The 18031-nt window shown below is 67.2% G+C and carries 15 protein-coding genes; 10 read left to right on the top strand and 5 right to left on the bottom strand.

Translation table 11 applies throughout. The annotated features are described in order from the left end of the window. The first annotated feature begins 21 nt into the window (after nucleotides 1–21). Genes AC1DO7_RS24700 through AC1DO7_RS24690 form a run of 3 tightly spaced genes read left to right on the top strand, consistent with a single transcriptional unit; the run spans nucleotide 22 to nucleotide 3293 of the window. Nucleotides 22–1530, top strand: coding sequence for an amino acid ABC transporter permease/ATP-binding protein (locus AC1DO7_RS24700; RefSeq protein WP_441650138.1), 1509 nt, complete (start codon nucleotides 22–24; stop codon nucleotides 1528–1530). Further along, nucleotides 1514–2857 (top strand): amidase, encoded by a 1344-nt coding sequence (locus AC1DO7_RS24695; RefSeq protein WP_441622682.1) that lies wholly within the window; start codon nucleotides 1514–1516, stop codon nucleotides 2855–2857. The genes AC1DO7_RS24700 and AC1DO7_RS24695 overlap by 17 nt, the downstream gene beginning before the upstream one ends. Nucleotides 2858–2891: 34 nt before the next feature. After that, nucleotides 2892–3293: an ectoine synthase gene (locus tag AC1DO7_RS24690; protein WP_441622680.1), complete on the top strand. Its 402-nt coding sequence runs from the start codon at nucleotides 2892–2894 to the stop codon at nucleotides 3291–3293. Between the two features lie 134 nt (nucleotides 3294–3427). Here the strand turns inward: AC1DO7_RS24690 and AC1DO7_RS24685 are convergent, their stop codons facing one another. Both AC1DO7_RS24685 and AC1DO7_RS24680 read right to left on the bottom strand, forming a co-directional pair. Further along, nucleotides 3428–4105, bottom strand: a complete 678-nt coding sequence (locus AC1DO7_RS24685) for a GntR family transcriptional regulator (RefSeq protein ID WP_441622678.1) — start codon at nucleotides 4103–4105, stop codon at nucleotides 3428–3430. 19 nt (nucleotides 4106–4124) lie between these two features. Continuing rightward, nucleotides 4125–4970 (bottom strand): urea carboxylase-associated family protein, encoded by an 846-nt coding sequence (locus tag AC1DO7_RS24680; RefSeq protein ID WP_441622676.1) that lies wholly within the window; start codon nucleotides 4968–4970, stop codon nucleotides 4125–4127. 970 nt (nucleotides 4971–5940) lie between these two features. Here AC1DO7_RS24680 and AC1DO7_RS24675 point away from each other — a divergent pair. From AC1DO7_RS24675 to AC1DO7_RS24655, 5 genes are all read left to right on the top strand, one after another. Next, complete coding sequence (locus AC1DO7_RS24675) at nucleotides 5941–6510, top strand: aminodeoxychorismate/anthranilate synthase component II (protein WP_441622674.1); 570 nt, start codon at nucleotides 5941–5943, stop codon at nucleotides 6508–6510. Between the two features lie 92 nt (nucleotides 6511–6602). After that, the gene (trpD, locus tag AC1DO7_RS24670; protein ID WP_441622724.1) at nucleotides 6603–7631 is read left to right on the top strand and encodes an anthranilate phosphoribosyltransferase; all 1029 of its coding nucleotides are present in this window, start codon (nucleotides 6603–6605) and stop codon (nucleotides 7629–7631) included. A gap of 43 nt (nucleotides 7632–7674) precedes the next feature. Further along, nucleotides 7675–8478, top strand: coding sequence for an indole-3-glycerol phosphate synthase TrpC (gene trpC / locus AC1DO7_RS24665; RefSeq protein WP_441622672.1), 804 nt, complete (start codon nucleotides 7675–7677; stop codon nucleotides 8476–8478). Between the two features lie 77 nt (nucleotides 8479–8555). Then, nucleotides 8556–9194: a CYTH domain-containing protein gene (locus AC1DO7_RS24660; RefSeq protein WP_477116672.1), complete on the top strand. Its 639-nt coding sequence runs from the start codon at nucleotides 8556–8558 to the stop codon at nucleotides 9192–9194. 69 nt (nucleotides 9195–9263) lie between these two features. After that, entirely contained in the window at nucleotides 9264–10043 is a 780-nt protein-coding gene (locus tag AC1DO7_RS24655) for a uracil-DNA glycosylase (RefSeq protein WP_441622668.1), read from the top strand. 25 nt (nucleotides 10044–10068) lie between these two features. Here AC1DO7_RS24655 and AC1DO7_RS24650 read toward each other — a convergent pair whose 3' ends face one another. After that, nucleotides 10069–10377, bottom strand: a complete 309-nt coding sequence (locus AC1DO7_RS24650; RefSeq protein WP_441622722.1) for an acylphosphatase — start codon at nucleotides 10375–10377, stop codon at nucleotides 10069–10071. 276 nt (nucleotides 10378–10653) lie between these two features. Between AC1DO7_RS24650 and AC1DO7_RS24645 the strand changes: the two genes are divergently transcribed. Next, on the top strand, nucleotides 10654–12408 hold the full coding sequence (locus AC1DO7_RS24645) for an ABC transporter permease (protein WP_441622666.1): 1755 nt from the start codon (nucleotides 10654–10656) through the stop codon (nucleotides 12406–12408). 28 nt (nucleotides 12409–12436) lie between these two features. Then, the gene (locus AC1DO7_RS24640; protein WP_441622664.1) at nucleotides 12437–13795 is read left to right on the top strand and encodes an ABC transporter ATP-binding protein; all 1359 of its coding nucleotides are present in this window, start codon (nucleotides 12437–12439) and stop codon (nucleotides 13793–13795) included. A 16-nt stretch (nucleotides 13796–13811) separates the two neighbouring features. Here the strand turns inward: AC1DO7_RS24640 and AC1DO7_RS24635 are convergent, their stop codons facing one another. Then, on the bottom strand, nucleotides 13812–16223 hold the full coding sequence (locus AC1DO7_RS24635) for an FUSC family protein (protein ID WP_477116671.1): 2412 nt from the start codon (nucleotides 16221–16223) through the stop codon (nucleotides 13812–13814). Nucleotides 16224–16272: 49 nt separating this feature from the next. Next, nucleotides 16273–18030, bottom strand: a complete 1758-nt coding sequence (locus AC1DO7_RS24630) for a M61 family metallopeptidase (protein ID WP_477116670.1) — start codon at nucleotides 18028–18030, stop codon at nucleotides 16273–16275. Nucleotide 18031: the final 1 nt, after the last annotated feature.

The raw sequence follows: 18031 nt of genomic DNA, 5'->3' as shown, positions 1-18031 counted from the left end.
GCGGAAGGGGAGGCAGGACAAATGCGTTTTGATTGGGACTATACCGTCAGCTTGTTCTGGGATGCCGATTTCTGGCATGCATGCTGGGTAGTGGTGAAACTGAGCACGGCCACCTGGTTCGTCGGGGTCGCGGCGGGCTTTCTGCTGGCGCTGGGCAAACAGGCGAAGAACCCTGTGCTCAGGCGTCTGGCAGGCTTGTATATCTGGTTCTTCCGCAGCCTGCCTTTGCTGGTGCTGCTGGTGTTCATCTACAACCTGCCCCAGGTCTTCCCCGCGACTGGCGCCGTGCTGGGCGACCCGTTCTACGCGGGCCTGGCCGCGCTGGTGGCGAGCGAGACCGCGTTCATTGCGGAGATACACCGCGGCGGCATTCTCGGCGTACCGCGCGGGCAGATCGAAGCGGGCCGCGCGCTGGGCATTCGCTACACCGGCATACAACGCATGGTGGTCATTCCACAGGCGTTGCGCATTGCCCTGCCGGCGCTGAGCAACGAGTTCATTACCATCGCCAAGCTGACATCGCTGGTGTCGGTGATTTCTCTGGCCGAGATCCTGCTGGTGGGGCAGCGTTTGTACACACAGAACTTTCTGGTGTTCGAGACCATGCTGGCGGTCGCGCTTTACTACGTGCTGATCGTCACCCTGTTCGACAAGCTGTTGGGTTGGCTGGAGTCGCACATGAACATCCTGCGCCGCGCGCCCAAGCCCCTGGCATTGGATGCGGAAACCCGGCGTCAGGTGCAGGAGGGGATGGCCCAGCCCACGCTGACCGCCAGCGGCAACGCGGCGGCACTGGAGGTGCGGCAGGCGCGCAAGCGCTTTGGCGACCACGAGGTGCTCAAGGGCATCGACTTGCGGGTCAGGGCCGGCGAAGTCATCAGCATCATCGGTCCGTCCGGTTCGGGCAAGACCTCGCTGATACGTACACTCAACGGCCTGGAGACGTTGGATGGCGGTCAGGTGCTGCTACACGGCAAGCCATTCCTGGGGTCGCCCGAGACCGGCACCACGGCCGCACAGGGGGACCGCATCCTGGACATCGGCATGGTGTTCCAGAGCTTCAACCTGTTCCCGCACAAAACCGTGCTGCAGAACGTGATGCTGGCGCCCGCCTACCACCGTCGGGGCAAGCCGGCCTCATTGCGGCGCGAGGCGCTGGTACTGCTCAACAAGGTGGGCATGCTCGACCACGCCCATAAATACCCGCACCAACTCTCCGGCGGCCAGCAGCAGCGTGTGGCGATTGCCCGGGCCCTGGCCATGCGGCCATCCATCATGTTGTTTGACGAACCCACGTCGGCGCTCGACCCCGAGTTGGTCGCGGAAGTGCTCAAGGTGGTGGAAACGCTGGCGCGCGAAGGGATGACGATGCTGATCGTGACGCACGAGATGGCCTTTGCCTTCAAGGTGTCCGACCGAGTGGTCTTCATGGAAAACGGTCGCATCCTTCTGGATTCCCCGCCCGCCGCCGTGCAGGCAAGCCAGGATGCGCGTATCAAGGACTTTCTGAGCCATGTCCATGTGTCCTGAACGCACGGGCACGCATGCCGGCGCGTTGACGCAATGCCTGCGGAATATCGAGGCCTATCCCACTAGCGCGTCGAGCGCTTTGCTGGCCCGCCGCGACGACGACGCGCGGCGTGAAGCCCATGCGCGCGATGCGATGGCACGGCTGTCTGGACATGATGCGCCGCTGGCGGGCGTGGTGCTGGGCGTGAAGGCCTGCTTTGACGTGCGCGGATGGGTCACCCACGCGGGATCGCAGGTGCTGGCGGACGCTCCTGCCGCAAGCGAGGACGCGGCGCTGGTGCGCGCGTTGCGGCAGGCGGGCGCGGTGCTGCTGGCGCAGAACAACATGACCGAGTTCGCCTATGGCGCGCTGGGCTTGAACCCCTGGTTCGGTACGCCGGTATCGCCGTTGCCCAGCGACGTGCCTCGCGTGGCCGGCGGTTCAAGTAGTGGCGGCGCAGTGGCGGTGGCGCTGGGCATGGTGAGCCTTGCGCTCGGTTCGGACACCAGCGGCTCCGTCCGGATTCCGGCCGCGTTCTGCGGCGTCGCGGGTTTCAAGCCTTCGCGGGGCCGTTACGACGATGCGGGCATGATGCATCTGTCTCCCAGCTTTGACGTTCCCGGGGTGATCGCCGCGGACGTCGCGCAATGCTTGCGGGTGGATCAGGCCCTGGCGCCGTGGGACCGCTCGGCGCCGACTGCCGGCACATCGCTGGCGCGAACATCGTTCGTGATACCGGACCACCTGGATGATGAACTGGAGCCTGGGGTACGGCACGTGTTCGCAACATGGATGGAGCGCCTGGGCGCGGCGGGCGCCGTGTTGCGCCGCGCGCCCATGCCCAGCCTGCCGTTGGCCGGCAAGGTGGCGCGGGAGGGAGGCATCATCGCGGCGGAAGCCTACGCCCTGCATGCCGGCCGGCTGGCTGCCAAGGCGTCGGCCTATGACCCTCGCGTGGGGCCGCGCATGCTGCTGGGCGCGCAGGTGCCGGCCCACGCCTATGCGCTTGCCCAACAACGGCTGCTTGCCCTGGGCAGGCAGTACGAAGACGAACTGGGCGGCGCCGATGCCGTGCTGACACCCACCGTGCCGATGCTACCGCCGTCGCTGGCCGAACTGCGTGACGACAGCACGTACCTGAGCAAGAACGCCAGGGCGTTCAGCCTGACCGAATTTGCGAACCGCCTGGATCTGCCCAGCATTTCCCTGCCGGGCGACCTGAATGCCAGGCAGGCAGTGGGGCTACTCGTGACGGGCCGCACCAGGCGCGACCGTGGGCTGCTTCAGATGGCGCGCGCGATCGAGTGCGTGCTGCGTCCCGGGACGCAGCCCATGTCGCGGCATTGAGTCATCGTCACTACTTTTCCTCTGGAGCGTCTCCATGATCGTCATTCACAGCGAAGACCTGACCGATACCGAACGCCATGCCCGGGGGCCCGGTTGGGAAAGCAGGCGCATCGTCGTCAAGCGTGATGGCATCGGCTATTCGGTACATGAAACCCGAGTCTTTGAAGGCGCGGAACTGCACCTGCATTACAAGCACCACTACGAGGCGAACTACTGCATGGCCGGCGAAGGCGAGGTGCTGGACGTGGCCAGCGGCGCCGTGCATGCCATCAGGCCGGGCACGCTGTATGCGCTGGACAAGAACGACAAGCATGTGTTGCGGGCGACCAAGGGCGACCTGCGGTTGGTGTGCATATTCAACCCGCCCTTGAGCGGGTGCGAGACACATCGCGAAGACGGCAGCTACGCGGAGCCGGAGGATGCAACGCCGACGTGAAGCCGGTCGTGTGCAACCCATCAAGCGGACAGGGTGTGGTGGCCGGATTGCCCTGGCATCCGGCACCGCGTGATGGGTGACGCGCGCTTGATCTCCGGTGGCATGCCGCCAAGCCTCCGCACCCTACCTCTGCCCTACTTGGCTGGCTGGTTTTTCAGGCGTGTAAGCACGGCCATCAGGGTGCGCTCGGAATCGTCGAGGTAGGCTGACAGGGCTTGTGCCGCTTCTCCGCGTTGGTCGCGCACCAGCAGGTCATGAATCCGGTGTTCACGCTCGATCCAGTCGGGTGTCTGGATGCGACTTTCATCGGCCTCCGAGGCAAACACCAGGCGTAGCTGCGCGCACAGTGTGCGAAAGAATTCGTCCAGCAATCGGCTGCCCAACTGCGCCACGATGTGCTGGTGAACTTGCAGGCTCAGCGTGCCGACATGGCGCCAGTTCTTCTTGGCCAGCGCGCGTTCGGCGGCATGGATGGCGGTGAGCATCTTGTCGAGCAGGGCGGGCTGCAAGGGTAGATCGCCGTTGATGGCTTGCAGCTCCAGTGCGCGGCGCGCGGCATAGATTTCGCGCAAGTCCTTGCGTTCCATGCGCCGCACGACAACGCCTTTGTGGCGGATAAACGTGGCCAGGCCCTCCCGTCCCAGTTGGTGCAGAACTTCGCGGACGGTGTTGCGCGAGGCCCCGTAGAGGGCCGCCAGGTCCACCTCGACCAGTTGCGTGCCCGGAGGGAGCTTCCCTCCCATGATGTCGTCGCGCAGTTGATGACTGATGCGCTCGGCGATTGAGATCCCGTTCTCGCGTTCTGCAGGCATGAAGGTGTGGCTCCGGTTGTTATTTCCACTCGATCTTTTCGGGGTGCAGTCCGTGGACGCCCTTATACGGGGAGACTTCGGGTGAGGCCCAACCTTGAAGCAAGGCGGGATCCAGCTCATAGACCTCGACGCCCAACGGCCGGCACACGTCGATGGGATCGCGCGCATCCGGTCCCCACATCGGCACGGAGAGATCGCCGCCCGGGCAGGTGGACAACGCACACAGCAGGTCCATTTCCGCGAAGCACTCCAGGTAGTCGCCTGGCTTGGCGGGGCACGCCTTCATGAAGTACTTGTCGTCGTCGTTCAGGCCCGTTACCTGGAATACGTTGAGCACGTCATGTACATCGAACTCCGTCAGGCCATGCGGTGCCACCGCGCGTGTCAGGTTGGAGTGGCAGTGGAAGTGGAAGTCCTCGCCCGTCAGCAGCTTGTTGACGTAGGGGTCGCAGCGGGTGCCCAGCAGGTCATGCACGCGGCCGCCATCGCCATCCTTGCCGTAGTCGGCCAGCGTGTCATCGGTGATGGTGACCATGGGACGCAGGTACGGCAGCGTGGACCAGAGTCGGTCATACGTACTGACATGCGCCTGCTGTAGCTGCCGGGTACGGGAGGCCCACATGCGCTCGCGCGGATTGTGCAGATTCCACATATTGAAGTCCGCGACCTGGGGGCCTTCCAGGGTCACGATGCGAAAGACGTGGCCCGCGGGGACCTTCCAGGCAAAGCCGCTGCGGATGGGGACAACGTGGGAAGCGATCAGCTTGCGCTGGGACGCATCGGTGGCGATGGCACGGTAGAAGTCCCGGTCCACATGCAATACCGAGCCCTTGCTTACCTGGTACGCCGCAGGGTAATTCGACATGGTCTGCCTCCTGAAATCATCTTGGCTTTGCTGGCAATGATTGTTGAACAATCAATCGCCAGTATAGGGCAGGAGTCGTGCGTTGCGGGCGCTCTTTCTGAGGGCTGCCRTGGCGTCGGCCGAGTGTCGCCTGGTGCGGTCAGCGGCGGGCGGATCGCTGACCAGCCCGCGCGGGACATACCAACAACGAAAGGATGCGGCACATCTGCCAAGTCCTCCGGCGCACCGGCAGCAAATAGTTTGCTGTTCGTTTTGTAGTTCCTCGTTTCTGCCCCGGAGGCATCCTTTGCCTGGCGTGGAAGAACGGCGTTACCGATTTGCCGTCTCCACACCTGGGCGAACGCACAAGTGCAGACGGGGCCGCCATGGAGACGGGCGCCGACCCCGCCACAATGGCGAAAAATAGGAATCGACGAGACGACAAAATCGACGCTACAATCACGCGTGTGTTTGATCAGGCATGGCCGTCGACCATGTCCCGTTTTCCCCTCTATGGCTAGGTAGCATGACCYGCATCGCAACGAACCGTTTCGCTCAGTGGTGGCGCTTCCAATAGGAAGCGGCACGTCGTTGCGGTTTGAAACCGAACCCTGCCGCCATCATCGGCAAGCAGGTTTCCAGGACCCCGATAGCTCACCGATGTGGCGGCTCCAATCTCTAGGAGATCGCCCCATGCCAAGCAAGTCTTCCCTGTACTGCAAACCTGCTCCAGGACGCCCGTTGCGCGCGTTCCGTGGCCGGGCTTGGCGTGCCGCAGCGGCAGGCATGGCATGGCCCACTTCCAGCGCCTGGCATGCCGCTCCGGCATTGCCTGCAACGGCCATGGATTGCCGTGGGCTCTCCGACACGCTGAGATCAGCACCCGCGGATGCCTTCGGTCGCCCTTTTGCTACCGCTGTGTATATCAAGGCGCATATCAAACAGTAGTTGCTAGAATTTTCCCCTTTAAAATCAAGTAATTAGGTGTGATATGCTGCTGATGATCGACAACTACGATTCGTTTACCTACAACATCGTCCAGTATTTCGGCGAGCTCGGTGCCGACGTGCGCACCTATCGCAACGACGAAATCACCCTCGAGGAAATCGAGGCGCTGGCGCCCGACCATATCTGCGTCTCGCCCGGACCGTGCAGCCCCAGGGAAGCCGGCATCTCGGTGGCAGTGCTGCAGCACTTCGCCGGCCGCGTGCCCCTGCTGGGCGTGTGCCTTGGCCACCAGGCCATCGGCGAAGCCTTCGGCGGCAAGGTGATCCGCGCCAAGCAGGTGATGCACGGCAAGGTCAGCCGCATCGAGACCACGCAGGAAGGCGTGTTCGCCGGGCTGCCCAGGCATTTCGACGTGACGCGCTATCATTCGCTGGCGATCGAGCGCGAGACGCTGCCGGATTGCCTGGAAGTGACGGCCTGGACGCCGGACGGCGAGATCATGGGCGTGCGCCACAAGGAGTTCGACATCGAAGGCGTGCAGTTCCACCCCGAGTCGATCCTGTCCGAGCACGGCCACGCGCTGCTGGCCAACTTCGTCAAGGCGCGCCGATGAGGCGCACCGACACGCCCAGCGCGCCCACGCCGGCCAGCGGCCACCCGAGACTTCACGCGAACGCCGAAGAACAACACCAGACCGAGACCGCCATGTCCATCACGCCCCAGGAAGCCCTCACCCGCTGCATCGAACACCGCGAGATCTTCCATGACGAAATGCTGCACCTGATGCGGCAGATCATGCAGGGGCAGATGTCCCCGGTGATGGCCGCGGCCATCCTGACCGGGCTGCGCGTGAAGAAGGAAACCATCGGCGAGATCTCCGCGGCCGCGCAGGTCATGCGCGAATTCGCCAACAAGGTGCCGGTGCAAGACCGCGAGAACTTCGTCGACATCGTCGGCACCGGCGGCGACGGCTCGCATACCTTCAATATCAGCACCGCCTCGATGTTCGTCGCGGCCGCGGCCGGCGCGCGCATCGCCAAGCACGGCAACCGCGGCGTGAGCTCCAAGTCGGGCAGCGCGGACGTGCTGGAAGCGCTGGGCGTCAACATCATGCTCACGCCCGAGCAGGTCGGCCACTGCATCGAGCAGACCAGCATCGGCTTCATGTTCGCGCCCACCCACCACCCGGCCATGAAGAACGTGGCGCCGATCCGCAAGGAAATGGGCGTGCGCACCATCTTCAATATCCTGGGCCCGCTGACCAACCCGGCCGACGCGCCCAATATCCTGATGGGCGTGTTCCATCCCGACCTGGTCGGTATCCAGGTGCGCGTGATGCAGCGCCTGGGCGCCAAGCACGCGCTGGTGGTCTACGGCAAGGACGGCATGGACGAGGTCTCGCTCGGCGCCGCCACGCTGGTCGGCGAGCTCAAGGACGGCGAGGTGCGCGAATACGAGATCCACCCCGAGGACTTCGGCCTGTCGATGATCTCCAACCGGGGCCTCAAGGTGGCCGACGCCACCGAGTCCAAGGAAATGCTGCTCGAGGCGCTGACCGATGTGCCTGGCACCCCGCGCGAGATCGTCTCGCTCAACGCCGGCGCCGCGCTGTACGCCGCCAACGTGGCCAGCTCGATCGAGGACGGCATCCGCCGCGCACGCGAAGCCATCGCCAGCGGCGCCGCGCGCGAGAAGCTCGACCAGTTCGTGCGCGCCACCCAGCAGTTCAAGTAAGCCGGGCCGCGAGCCGCGCCGACACACCGCAAGAGAAACACGCATGTCCGATATCCTGCAGAAGATCCTGGCCGTCAAGGCCGATGAAGTCAGCGCCGCGCGCAAGAAGCGCGACCTGCCCAGCCTGCGCGCCGAAGCCGAGAGCCTGCGCGCCGAGCCCGGCCTGGCGCCGCGCGGCTTCGAGCGCGCGCTGCGCGAGAAGATCGCCGCCGGCCACGCCGGCGTGATCGCCGAAGTGAAGAAAGCCTCGCCGTCCAAGGGCGTGCTGCGCGAGCAGTTCGTGCCCGAGGCGATCGCGGAAAGCTACGCCAGCCACGGCGCGGCCTGCCTGTCCGTGCTGACCGACGTGAATTTCTTCCAGGGCCACGCCGATTTCCTCAAGCGCGCGCGCGGCGCCTGCCCGCTGCCCGCCCTGCGCAAGGACTTCATGGTCGACCTGTACCAGGTCTATGAAGCGCGCACCTGGGGCGCCGACGCCATCCTGCTGATCGTCTCCGCGCTCGACCCCGGCCTGATGGCCGAGCTCGAAGCCTGCGCCCACGAACTCGGCATGGACGTGCTGGTGGAAGTGCACGGCGGCGAAGAGCTCGATGCCGCGCTGCGCCTGAAGACGCCGCTGCTGGGCGTGAACAACCGCAACCTGCGCACCTTCGAGGTCTCGCTCGACAACACGCTGGAACTGCTGCCGCGCATCCCGTCCGACCGGCTGGTGGTGACCGAATCCGGCATCCTCGGCCCGGCCGACGTGCAGCGCATGCGCGATGCCAATGTGCACGCCTTCCTGGTCGGCGAAGCGTTCATGCGCGCGCCCGATCCGGGCGTCGAGCTGGCACGCCTGTTCGCCTGAATGTTCGCCTGAACGTTCGCCCGGGCATTCGCCCGACCCGCGCCCGTCCGCGGCTCCCACCGGAATCCTCGATCAAGATGGCCCAGGAAATCGAACTCAAGCTGGCAGTGCCGGACGGCGCCATGCCCGCGCTGGCGGCATGGCTGGACGCGCACGGCGAGGCCCGCGGCGAGCACACGCTGCTCAACGTCTACCTCGACACCCCCGCGCGCGACCTGGCCCGCGCCCGTGCCGCGCTGCGGCTGCGGCGCCGCGGCGAGCAATGGCTGCAAACCCTGAAGACGGCGGGCAAGAGCGAGGCCGGCCTGGCCGCCCGTCATGAATGGGAAACCAAGGTCRCCGCCGAGGCCATCGAACTCGACGCCTTCCCGCCCGAGGCCCGCGCGTTGCTGGCGCCGCTGGCAGCCACGCTGGGCCCGGTGTTCCGCACCGATTTCACGCGGCGTACCTGGCTGGTCGAGCAGGACGGCGCGCGCATCGAAGCCGCGCTGGACGTGGGCGAGATCACGGCGCCGGGCACGACTGCGCGCGACACCATCCACGAACTCGAGCTGGAATGGCTGCCAGGCGAGGCAGACCAGTCGCCCACGCAGGCCGTGGCCGAAGCCGCGCTGCGCGCGCTGGCGAGGCGCCTGCAGAACGTGGCGCCGCTCACGGCATCCGACCAGAGCAAGGCCGCGCGTGGCTACCGGCTTGCCGGTGTCGCCGGAGCCTGACGCGCCGGCGTGCCGCACCCGGGGTGCACCCTGCGCCCCACCAACCCCTATCCTCCGCAAAGCACCCGCATGAGCAAACCAATGAGCGCACAGGCCGACCTGTTCGCCCCGGCCGCCGCCAGGGCGCCATCGGCCCCGGCCAGCCTGGCCGCCCAGGCGGCGGCGCTGCCCTCCGCCTGGCGTGAACTGCTGGCGCCGTGCATGCACGGCGCCGGCTGGCAGGAACTCGCCGCCTTTGTCGACGGCGAGCGCGATGCCGGCAAGCCGGTCTTCCCGCACGACGTTTTCCACGCCCTGCATCTCACCCCGCCCGGGACGGTCAAGGTGGTGATCCTGGGCCAGGACCCGTATCACGGCACCGGCACCGTCGGCGGCAGCGAGATCCCGCAGGCGCACGGCCTGGCCTTCTCGGTGCCGGACGGGGTGCGCGTGCCGCCGAGCCTGCGCAATATCTTCAAGGAGATCGCCGCCGAATACGGCGACGGCGTACCCGCGCCCGCCTCCGGCAACCTCGAAGGCTGGGCGCGCCAGGGCGTGCTGCTGCTCAACACGGTGCTGACGGTGGAACAGGGCCAGGCCGCCAGCCACGCCAAGCGCGGCTGGGAAGCCGTGACCGACTGCCTGATCCAGGCACTGTCCGCCGCCCGCCCGAACCTGGTGTTCCTGTTGTGGGGCAGCCACGCGCAGGCCAAGAAGCCGCTGCTGGCCGGCGCGCATTGCGTGCTGGAAGCGCCGCACCCGTCGCCGCTGTCCGCCCACCGCGGCTTCCTTGGCTGCGGCCATTTCAAGCTGGCCAATGCATGGCTGGAGAAGCACGGCGTGGCGCCGGTGGACTGGCGCGCGAGCTGAGCCGCCAGGCCCCGGCCCCTGGACCCTAGGCCGTCGGACGGAAGTCGAAACTGTCGAACTCGCCCTCCCCGGCCTGTACCTCCAGCCCGCTGACCTGCGCGGCGGGCGGCCCGCGCCGCATCCATTCGCGCAGCGCCGCCAGCTGTTCGGGCGGGCCGTAGGCCATCACCTCCACCGAACCGTCGTGCCGGTTGCGCACCCATCCGCCCAGGCCCAGCGCGCGGGCCTGGTCCTCGCAGGCGGCGCGGTAACCCACGCCCTGCACCCTCCCCGTGACAACGATGCGCCAGGCTACCGGCCGATGCGCCCACTGGGGTCCCGTGTGCTGTTCCATCTGGCGATCCATCTGGTCCCTCCTCGCCGTTGCTTGAAACGGCTGCAAAACACAATACAGGTAAACTAGGCGGCCACCCCGAGCGTTACCAGTATGGGCATGCCACCCGGGGTAACGCCGACAGCGCCGCGCCGGCGCCCTGCCGGGGCCTCCGGGTTCCGTGCACAACCCGCCCGCGGCCACGCAGCGCCGCACGCCCCGCGCGCCGGTCTTTCCGGGCCAGCCGGGCCATCCGATCCCGCCGGCAACCGCGGCCACCGAACTTCAGCCAACAAGATGCAGCAAGCCGAACACGACCAGGCCAGCTCGATCAACTCTCCTGGCTACGTCAGCCAGTTGCTGACCGCGCCACCGAACCGCTTCGACCTGGCGCTGCTGCCCATCATCCTGGCGGTGATCGTGCTGGTGGCCTTCGCCGCGCGGGGGATGGACGTGCCCTACCGCCCCGGCGAGCCGCTGGAAGTGCACCTGGACATCGCCTACCTGCCGTACTACCTGCTGCGCACCAGCATCCGCATGCTGCTGGCGCTGGCCGCCTCGCTGCTGTTCTCGTTCGCCTTCGCGGCGCTGGCTTCCAAGAACCGCACCGCCGAGAAGGTCATGGTGCCGGCGCTGGACATCCTGCAGTCGATCCCGGTGCTGGGCTTCCTGTCGATCACCGTGACAGGCTTTATCGCGCTGTTCCCGGGCAGCCTGGTCGGGGTGGAATGCGCGGCGATCTTCGCCATCTTCACCTCGCAGGCGTGGAACATGGCATTCAGCCTGTACCAGTCGATCCGCACCATCCCCAGCGACCTGGTCGAGGCCGCGGCCATGTTCCGGCTTTCCGCATGGCAGAAATTCTGGCGCCTCGAAGTGCCGTTCGCCATGCCGGGGCTGCTGTGGAACATGATGATGTCGATGTCCGGCGGCTGGTTCTTCGTGGTGGCCTCCGAAGCCATCTCGGTGTCTGGCAACGATATCAAGCTGCCAGGCATCGGCTCCTATATCTCGCTGGCCATCCAGCAGCAGAACCTGGCGGCCATCGGCTGGGCCATCCTGGCGATGCTGGTCGGCATCGTCCTGTACGACCAGTTGCTGTTCCGCCCGCTCATCGCCTGGGCCGACCGCTTCCGCTTCGAGACCATGGCGCAGGAAAACGAGCCGCAATCGTGGCTGCTCAACCTGCTGCGCCGCTCGGAATGGGTCAGCCTGCTGCTGGGCCGCACCGCCGCGCTGGCCGAGCGCACGCTGGCCTGGGGTTCCGCGCGCAAGGCAACCGCATCGCAGAACGGCGACAGCCGGCGCACGCTGTGGTTCGAGCGCGCCAGCACCATCGTCATTACGCTGATCGCGGTGGCGGCGCTGTACCGCGTGATGCACTTCGTGCGCACCGAGGTGGGCTGGAGCGAGGTCGGCCACGTGCTGTGGCTGGGCACGCTGACCATGGTGCGGGTGATCGTGCTGATCTCGCTGGCGGCGGTGATCTGGGTGCCGATCGGCATCCGCATCGGCCTGAACCCGAAAGTGGCGCGCATCGCCCAGCCGGTGGCGCAGTTCCTGGCGGCCTTCCCGGCCAACCTGATGTTCCCGCTGGTGGTGATGCTGATCGTGCGCTTCGGCCTGAACCCGGAAATCTGGCTCAGCCCGCTGATGATCTTCGGCACGCAGTGGTACATCCTGTTCAATGTGATCGCCGGCGCCTCCGGCATCCCCACCGAACTGAAGCTGGCCGCGCGCAACTTCGGCCTGCGCGGCTGGCTGATGTGGAAGCGCTTCCTGGTGCCGGCGGTGTTCCCCAGCCTGCTGACCGGCCTGGTGACCGCGGCCGGTGGCTCGTGGAACGCCAGCATCGTGTCCGAATACGTGACCTGGGGCGACCGCACGCTGGTCGCCACGGGCCTGGGCAGCTATATCGCGGAGATGACCGCCAAGGGCGACTTCCCCCGCATCGCGCTGGGCATCGGCGTGATGGCGGTGTTCGTGGTGGGCTTCAACCGCCTGCTGTGGAACCGCCTCTACCTGCTAGCGCAGGAACGCACCCGTCTCTGATTTTCAGCATCCGTACCGGAATTCCATCATGGCAAGCTCTCCCGCAACCACAGCCGCAACCGTAGCCGAACCCGTGGTCGAACTGCGCGGCGTCTCCAAGATGTTCCGCACCGCGGACCGCACCGACCGCGCCGTGCTTGAAGGCGTGGACCTCACCCTGAAGCGCGGCGAGATCGTCGCCATGCTGGGCAAGTCCGGTTCGGGCAAGTCCACCCTGCTGCGCATCATGGCCGGGCTGGTGCGCGCCGACCACGGCGAGGTGCAGTTCCGCGGCCAGCCGCTGCGCGGCACCGCCGAGGGCATCGCCATGGTGTTCCAGTCGTTCGCGCTGTTCCCGTGGCTGACCGTGCAGCAGAACGTGGAGCTCGGGCTCGAAGCGCAGGGCGTGCAGAAGGAAGCGCGCGCACGGCGCGCCGAGGCGGCGATCGACATGATCGGCCTGTCCGGCTTCAACAGCGCGCTGCCGCGCGAGCTCTCCGGCGGCATGCGCCAGCGCGTGGGCATTGCGCGCGCGCTGGTGACCGAGCCCGACCTGCTGCTGATGGACGAGGCTTTTTCCGCGCTCGACGTGCTCACCGGCGAGACGCTGCGCGACGAAATGCTCGACCTGTGGGAAGACGGCCGCACCAATATCAAGTGCATCCTGATCGTCTCGCACAATATCGAGGAGGCAGTCATGATGGCCGACCGCATCGTGATCCTGTCGAGCGACCCGGGCCGTATCCGCGCCGAGGTGAAAATACCCTTCCCGCGTCCGCGCAACCGCGATTCGGCGCAAGTGCGCGGGCTGATCGACGAGGTCTATACGCTGATGACCTCGCCCGCCGCGCTGGGGCCGCGCGTCACCGCGCTGGCGGCCGCCAGCAATATCGGCTACCGCCTGCCGGACGCCGACATCAGCCAGATGGAAGCCATCCTCGACCTGCTGTGCGAGGCGCCCTTCCACGGCCGCGCCGACCTGCCGCACCTGGCCGAGGAAGCCGGCCTCACCGACGACGACCTGCTGCCCGCCTGCGAGGCGCTGCATCTGCTGCAGCTGGCCACCATCGAGCGCGGCGACATCAGCGCCACCGGCCTGGGCCGCGTCTATTACGAGACCGAGCCGCCCGAGCGCAAGGTGCTGTTCGGCAAGCAGTTGCTGCTGCACGTGGCCCTGGCCGCGCATATCCGCCGCGAGCTCGAGCAATCGGAGGACGGCGAGATCCGCGAGGAACATGTGCTGCGCGAGCTCGAGGACTTCCTCAAGCCGGAAGAAGCCGAGCGCGTGCTGACCGCCGCCATCGAATGGGGCCGCTATGGCGAGGTGTACGAGTACAGCTACAACAGCGGCATGCTGACGCTGCCGCGCGAGGAGCATCCGGCCGGCGGCACAAGTACCCAGCCCTGAGCGGCCGCACGCGACGCTAGCGCTGGCGCATGGCGCGCCCGATGGCGCCGGTGCGCAGCGCGATCTTGGCGGCGTCCTCGCGCAGCGCGCGCAGGCGGCGCTCCAGGATGGCGTTGGCTGCGCGGCCCGTGGAACTGGCCGTGCTGGCGGTGCCGCCCGGCTCGCGGGTGGCGCTGCTGGCGCGGGACAGCTCGCCCGAGGCGGCGGCCTGCGCCAGCACGTCGGCGCGGCGGCGATCGGCGGAATCGGCCAGGCGGGCCCGGCGCTCGCTGGCCTCGTCTGCGGTGGAGGTGGCCTCGAGCGCAGCATTGAGCGCGGCCGCCGCCAGCGGGGCCGCGCGGGCAGGCCCGGCCTCGACACCGGATTGCGGCGCGGCATGCGCCACGGCGGTTGCCGGCTCCCCCGCCGCCCGCACGAACCCCGCCCCCCGGCCGCCCGCGCGGTCATCTTCCACCAGCCGCTCGCTTGCCAGCGCCAGGCTGTTGGTGGCGGCGTCGGTCGCCTGGCGGATGGCGCCTTCGGCGGCCGGCAGGTCAAGCTCGCCGTAGTGCTCCCGCACCTGGATACGCATCGCCGCCACATGCGCGGCCACCAGGTAGTTCTGCACGATAAAGCGGTTCAGGTTGTCCACCGCGCGGTGCCGGCTCTTGGGCTCGTCCAGCATGCGCTGGAACGAGCCGATCAGTGCCGACAGGCTGTCCATGAACTGCTTGCGCTGCACGCGGTAGGCAAAGTCGTCCTTGGCCACGCGCAGCAGCAGGTCGCGCGTGGCGGCGATATAGCGGCGGTTGGACTGCAGCACGTTCTCTACCAGCGCGGGCAGCGCGCGGTACTCCCAGCTCGGCAGCACGAAGCTGAACACCGAGGCGATCACCCCGCCGATCACCGTGTCGATCAGCCGCTCCCCCGCCACCGTGGCGCTGCCCGGCATCAGCAGGTTGATCTGGATGAGCACCTGCACGCAGGCGGCGATGGCCGTGTAGCGGTACTTGATGGTGGAGAACGCCGTGCTCGCCACCAGCGCCAGGAACAGCACGCCCAGCAGCACCAGCGGCTGGTGCACCACCCGCAGCACGGCCACCGAGATCACGCAGCCGATCAGCGTGCCGATCAGGCGGTCGTTGTAGCGTTGCTTGGTCATGCTGAAGTTGGGCTTCAGGATGACGATGATGGTCAGCAGGATCCAGTAGCTGTGCGAGACATAAGGCAGGTGGTCGGCGATCCACAGCCCTGCCCACACCGCCATCGTGATGCGCAGCGCAAAGCGGAAGGCCGGGGACTTCCAGTTGAGGTTGTCGCGCAGCACCTTCAGCTCATAGCGCTGGCGCGTGAGGAACGGCGTCATGTCCGGGCCCGGCAGCACCTTGGAAGGCTCCACCGGCGTGCGTGACGCCTCGTGCAGCTGCCCCACCAGCGCGATGGCGCCCTTGATCATGTCCAGCGTCTCGACCACCGCTGTCATCGCCGCGGGATTGATGTGGTGATGGCGCAGCTGCGCGATCTCGTCCTGGACCGCGCGCAGCTCCTGCCGGTAATCCACCTCGGCATAGGAGTAGCGCCCGCGCGTGATGTCGTAGGCGATCGACTCCACGTCCTCGCACATCAGCTGCACCAGCCGGCGCAGGTGGTCCAGCACCGGCGTGGCGGCAAAGGTCTGGCGCAGCAGCGGGTAGTCGTTGTTGGTGGAGAGGATGTACTCGTAGAGGTCCAGCATGCGCATGTGGACCTGCACCAGCAGCCCGTCATGCGTGGTGCGGTTGCCGCGCAGCACGAGGTCGCGCGCGGCCTGCTGGCGCTCGGCCACCACGATCTGCTGGCGCACCAGCTGGTTGAACTGCGCTTCGTAGTCGTTGCCGGCGTCGTAGAAGCMGGCCTTGATGTCGAGGTAGCCCGCCATCTCGTACAGCGCTTCGGCCAGGATCTGCTGCTTGGTACGCCGCTGCGTGGCCCAGCTCACCACCATGGCGTAGGCCATGTAGGCCACCGCGCCCACGCCGAACAGCAGCGCATGCTCCAGCGCGCGCCGCACCACGAAGTCCTCGTTGATGGTGAGCGTCATGACGAACAAGGCCGAGAACTGCAGCGGCAAGGTCTTGTTGCCGTACACCGTCATCATGCCGGCCATGAACGTCACCAGCACCAGCACCACCGGCATCACGCGCGGGAACGGCGTGGCCATGGCCACCGCCAGCGTGACTGCCGTGCACAGCAGCACGCTGGCCAGCATCTCGTTGAACTTGTGGTTGAACGGGCTGGGCAGGTCCATCAGGCTGGTGCACAGCGCGCCCATCGACACCACCATGGCAGTGGGCAGGTCCGCGAACTGCATGGCGATCAGCGTGGCGCCGATCACCCCCGTGGCCGAGCGCAGGCCACGGTACACATAGTGCGAGTAGATAAAGGTGCGGGCGTCGTGCGCGTATTGCATGTGGCGGCTCGGGGGCTGGGCCTTGTCGGCGGAATGTCTGCCTGCCGGCCTACTGGCCGAGCCAGCGCGCCCGCATGGCCTGGCGGCCACCCTCGGCCGTCACGGTGTACTGCAGCGCCGGCTCGCGCGCGAAGGTCACCGGCAGCACATGCAGCTCGTCGCGGCGGAATACATGACATTCGGCGCTGTCGCCGGCGCGGTAGCGCGCCAGYAACTTGTCCAGCTGCCCGGGCGCCGCGCGCAGGCCGTCCACCGCGGCCAGCAGGTCGCCCGCCGACAGCCCGGCCGCCTGGCCGGCGCCGCCGTCGAGCACCTGCGTGATACGCACCCAGCCGTCCTCGCTCTTGGTCTTGATGCCGAGCGCGGCATTGCGCTCCGGCTTGGTGGGCACCGCCTTGATGCCGAACGGCTTGAACAGCGCCGCCAGCTGCAGCTCGCCCGTGCCTTCGGTCAGCGCGCGCAGCAACGAGCCCAGGCGCAGGCCGCTGACCTCGTCGACCAGGGCATGAACTTCGGCCTCGGTCACGCCGCGCTGCTGCGCGCCCGGCGCATAGAAGCCGCTGCCGTAGCGCTGCCACAGCGCACGCATGATGTCGTCGAGCGAGCGGCGGTTGCGGGTCTTGGCGCGGATGGTGAGATCGAGGGCCAGCGCCACCAGGGAACCCTTGGTGTAGTAACTGACGATGGCGTTTGGCGCGTTCTCGTCCTGGCGGTAGTACTTGGTCCAGGCGTCGAAGGAGCTGTCGGCCACGCTCTGCTTGGTGCGGCCGTTGCCGCGCAACACGCCGTTCCAGGTCTTGGCCAGCAGCTCGACGTACTGCGCCTCGGTGATGGCGCCGCTGCGCACCAGCATCAGGTCGTCGTAGTAGCTGGTGAAGCCCTCGAACAGCCACAGCAGCGGCGTGTGCGTTTCCTCGCGCAGCCGGTACGGCACGAAGGCCGCCGGCTTGATGCGCTTGACGTTCCAGGTATGGAAATACTCGTGGCTGCACAGGCCGAGGAAGGTGCGATAGCCCTCGGTGGCCTCTGCCTTGCCGATTGCCGGCAGGTCGGCGCGCGCGCACATCAGTGCGGTGCTGGCGCGGTGCTCCAGGCCACCGTAGCCATCCGTGGTGACCATCGTCATGAAGACGTAGCGGCGGTTGCTGTCGAGGAACGGCGCGCGCTCGGTCTTGGGCTCGAACAGGCGGATCTGCGCTTCGCAGATCCGCTTGAGGTCGCGGCACACGCGCTCCAGGTCCAGCTGCGGCACGCGGCCGGTGAAGACCACGTCGTGCTGGGCGCCACAGGCGCGGAAGCTGCCCAGCGTGAAGGTGCCCATCTCGACCGGGTGGTCGACCAGCTCGTCGTAGTCGGCCACCTGGTAGCGGCCGAAGCCGTAGCGCCTGGCGCCGCCGCGGCCCGGGGCCTCGCGCATGGCGGTGGCAACGCGCCAGCCGGCATACGCCTCGCCCGCGGGCGGCAGGATGTCCACCGTGCAGGGCTGATGTTCCTGCCCTTCGGCGCAGAGGAAGACCGAGCTGCCGTTGAAGAAGCCGTGCGTGGCGTCCAGGTGCGCGGCGCGCACCGACAAGTCCCAGGCATAGACCTCGTAGCTCAGCGTCAGCGGCCCGCTTGCGGGCGCCGCCTGCCAGCTCTGCTTGTCCAGCTTGGTCAGCGCGACCTGCTTGCCGGCGGCATCGGCGCGGATGCGCACGATATTGCGGGCGAAGTCGCGGATCATGTAGCTGCCGGGAATCCACGCAGGCAGGTAGAACTGCTGGCCGGCGGGATCGGGGGCGTCCACCGTGACGGTGACGGCGAACAGG

The sequence above is a fragment of the Cupriavidus sp. 05N40 genome (assembly GCF_056397305.1).
This window is presented reverse-complemented; position numbering and strand designations above follow the sequence as displayed.

Coding starts and splice junctions, on each gene's coding strand:
- AC1DO7_RS24650 (WP_441622722.1), bottom strand. CDS start 10,377: ATGGAACAGCACACGGGACCCCAGTGGGCGCATCGGCCGGTAGCCTGG.
- AC1DO7_RS24655 (WP_441622668.1), top strand. CDS start 9,264: ATGAGCAAACCAATGAGCGCACAGGCCGACCTGTTCGCCCCGGCCGCC.
- trpC (WP_441622672.1), top strand. CDS start 7,675: ATGTCCGATATCCTGCAGAAGATCCTGGCCGTCAAGGCCGATGAAGTC.
- AC1DO7_RS24695 (WP_441622682.1), top strand. CDS start 1,514: ATGTCCATGTGTCCTGAACGCACGGGCACGCATGCCGGCGCGTTGACG.
- AC1DO7_RS24675 (WP_441622674.1), top strand. CDS start 5,941: ATGCTGCTGATGATCGACAACTACGATTCGTTTACCTACAACATCGTC.
- AC1DO7_RS24700 (WP_441650138.1), top strand. CDS start 22: ATGCGTTTTGATTGGGACTATACCGTCAGCTTGTTCTGGGATGCCGAT.
- AC1DO7_RS24685 (WP_441622678.1), bottom strand. CDS start 4,105: ATGCCTGCAGAACGCGAGAACGGGATCTCAATCGCCGAGCGCATCAGT.
- trpD (WP_441622724.1), top strand. CDS start 6,603: ATGTCCATCACGCCCCAGGAAGCCCTCACCCGCTGCATCGAACACCGC.
- AC1DO7_RS24640 (WP_441622664.1), top strand. CDS start 12,437: ATGGCAAGCTCTCCCGCAACCACAGCCGCAACCGTAGCCGAACCCGTG.
- AC1DO7_RS24690 (WP_441622680.1), top strand. CDS start 2,892: ATGATCGTCATTCACAGCGAAGACCTGACCGATACCGAACGCCATGCC.
- AC1DO7_RS24645 (WP_441622666.1), top strand. CDS start 10,654: ATGCAGCAAGCCGAACACGACCAGGCCAGCTCGATCAACTCTCCTGGC.
- AC1DO7_RS24680 (WP_441622676.1), bottom strand. CDS start 4,970: ATGTCGAATTACCCTGCGGCGTACCAGGTAAGCAAGGGCTCGGTATTG.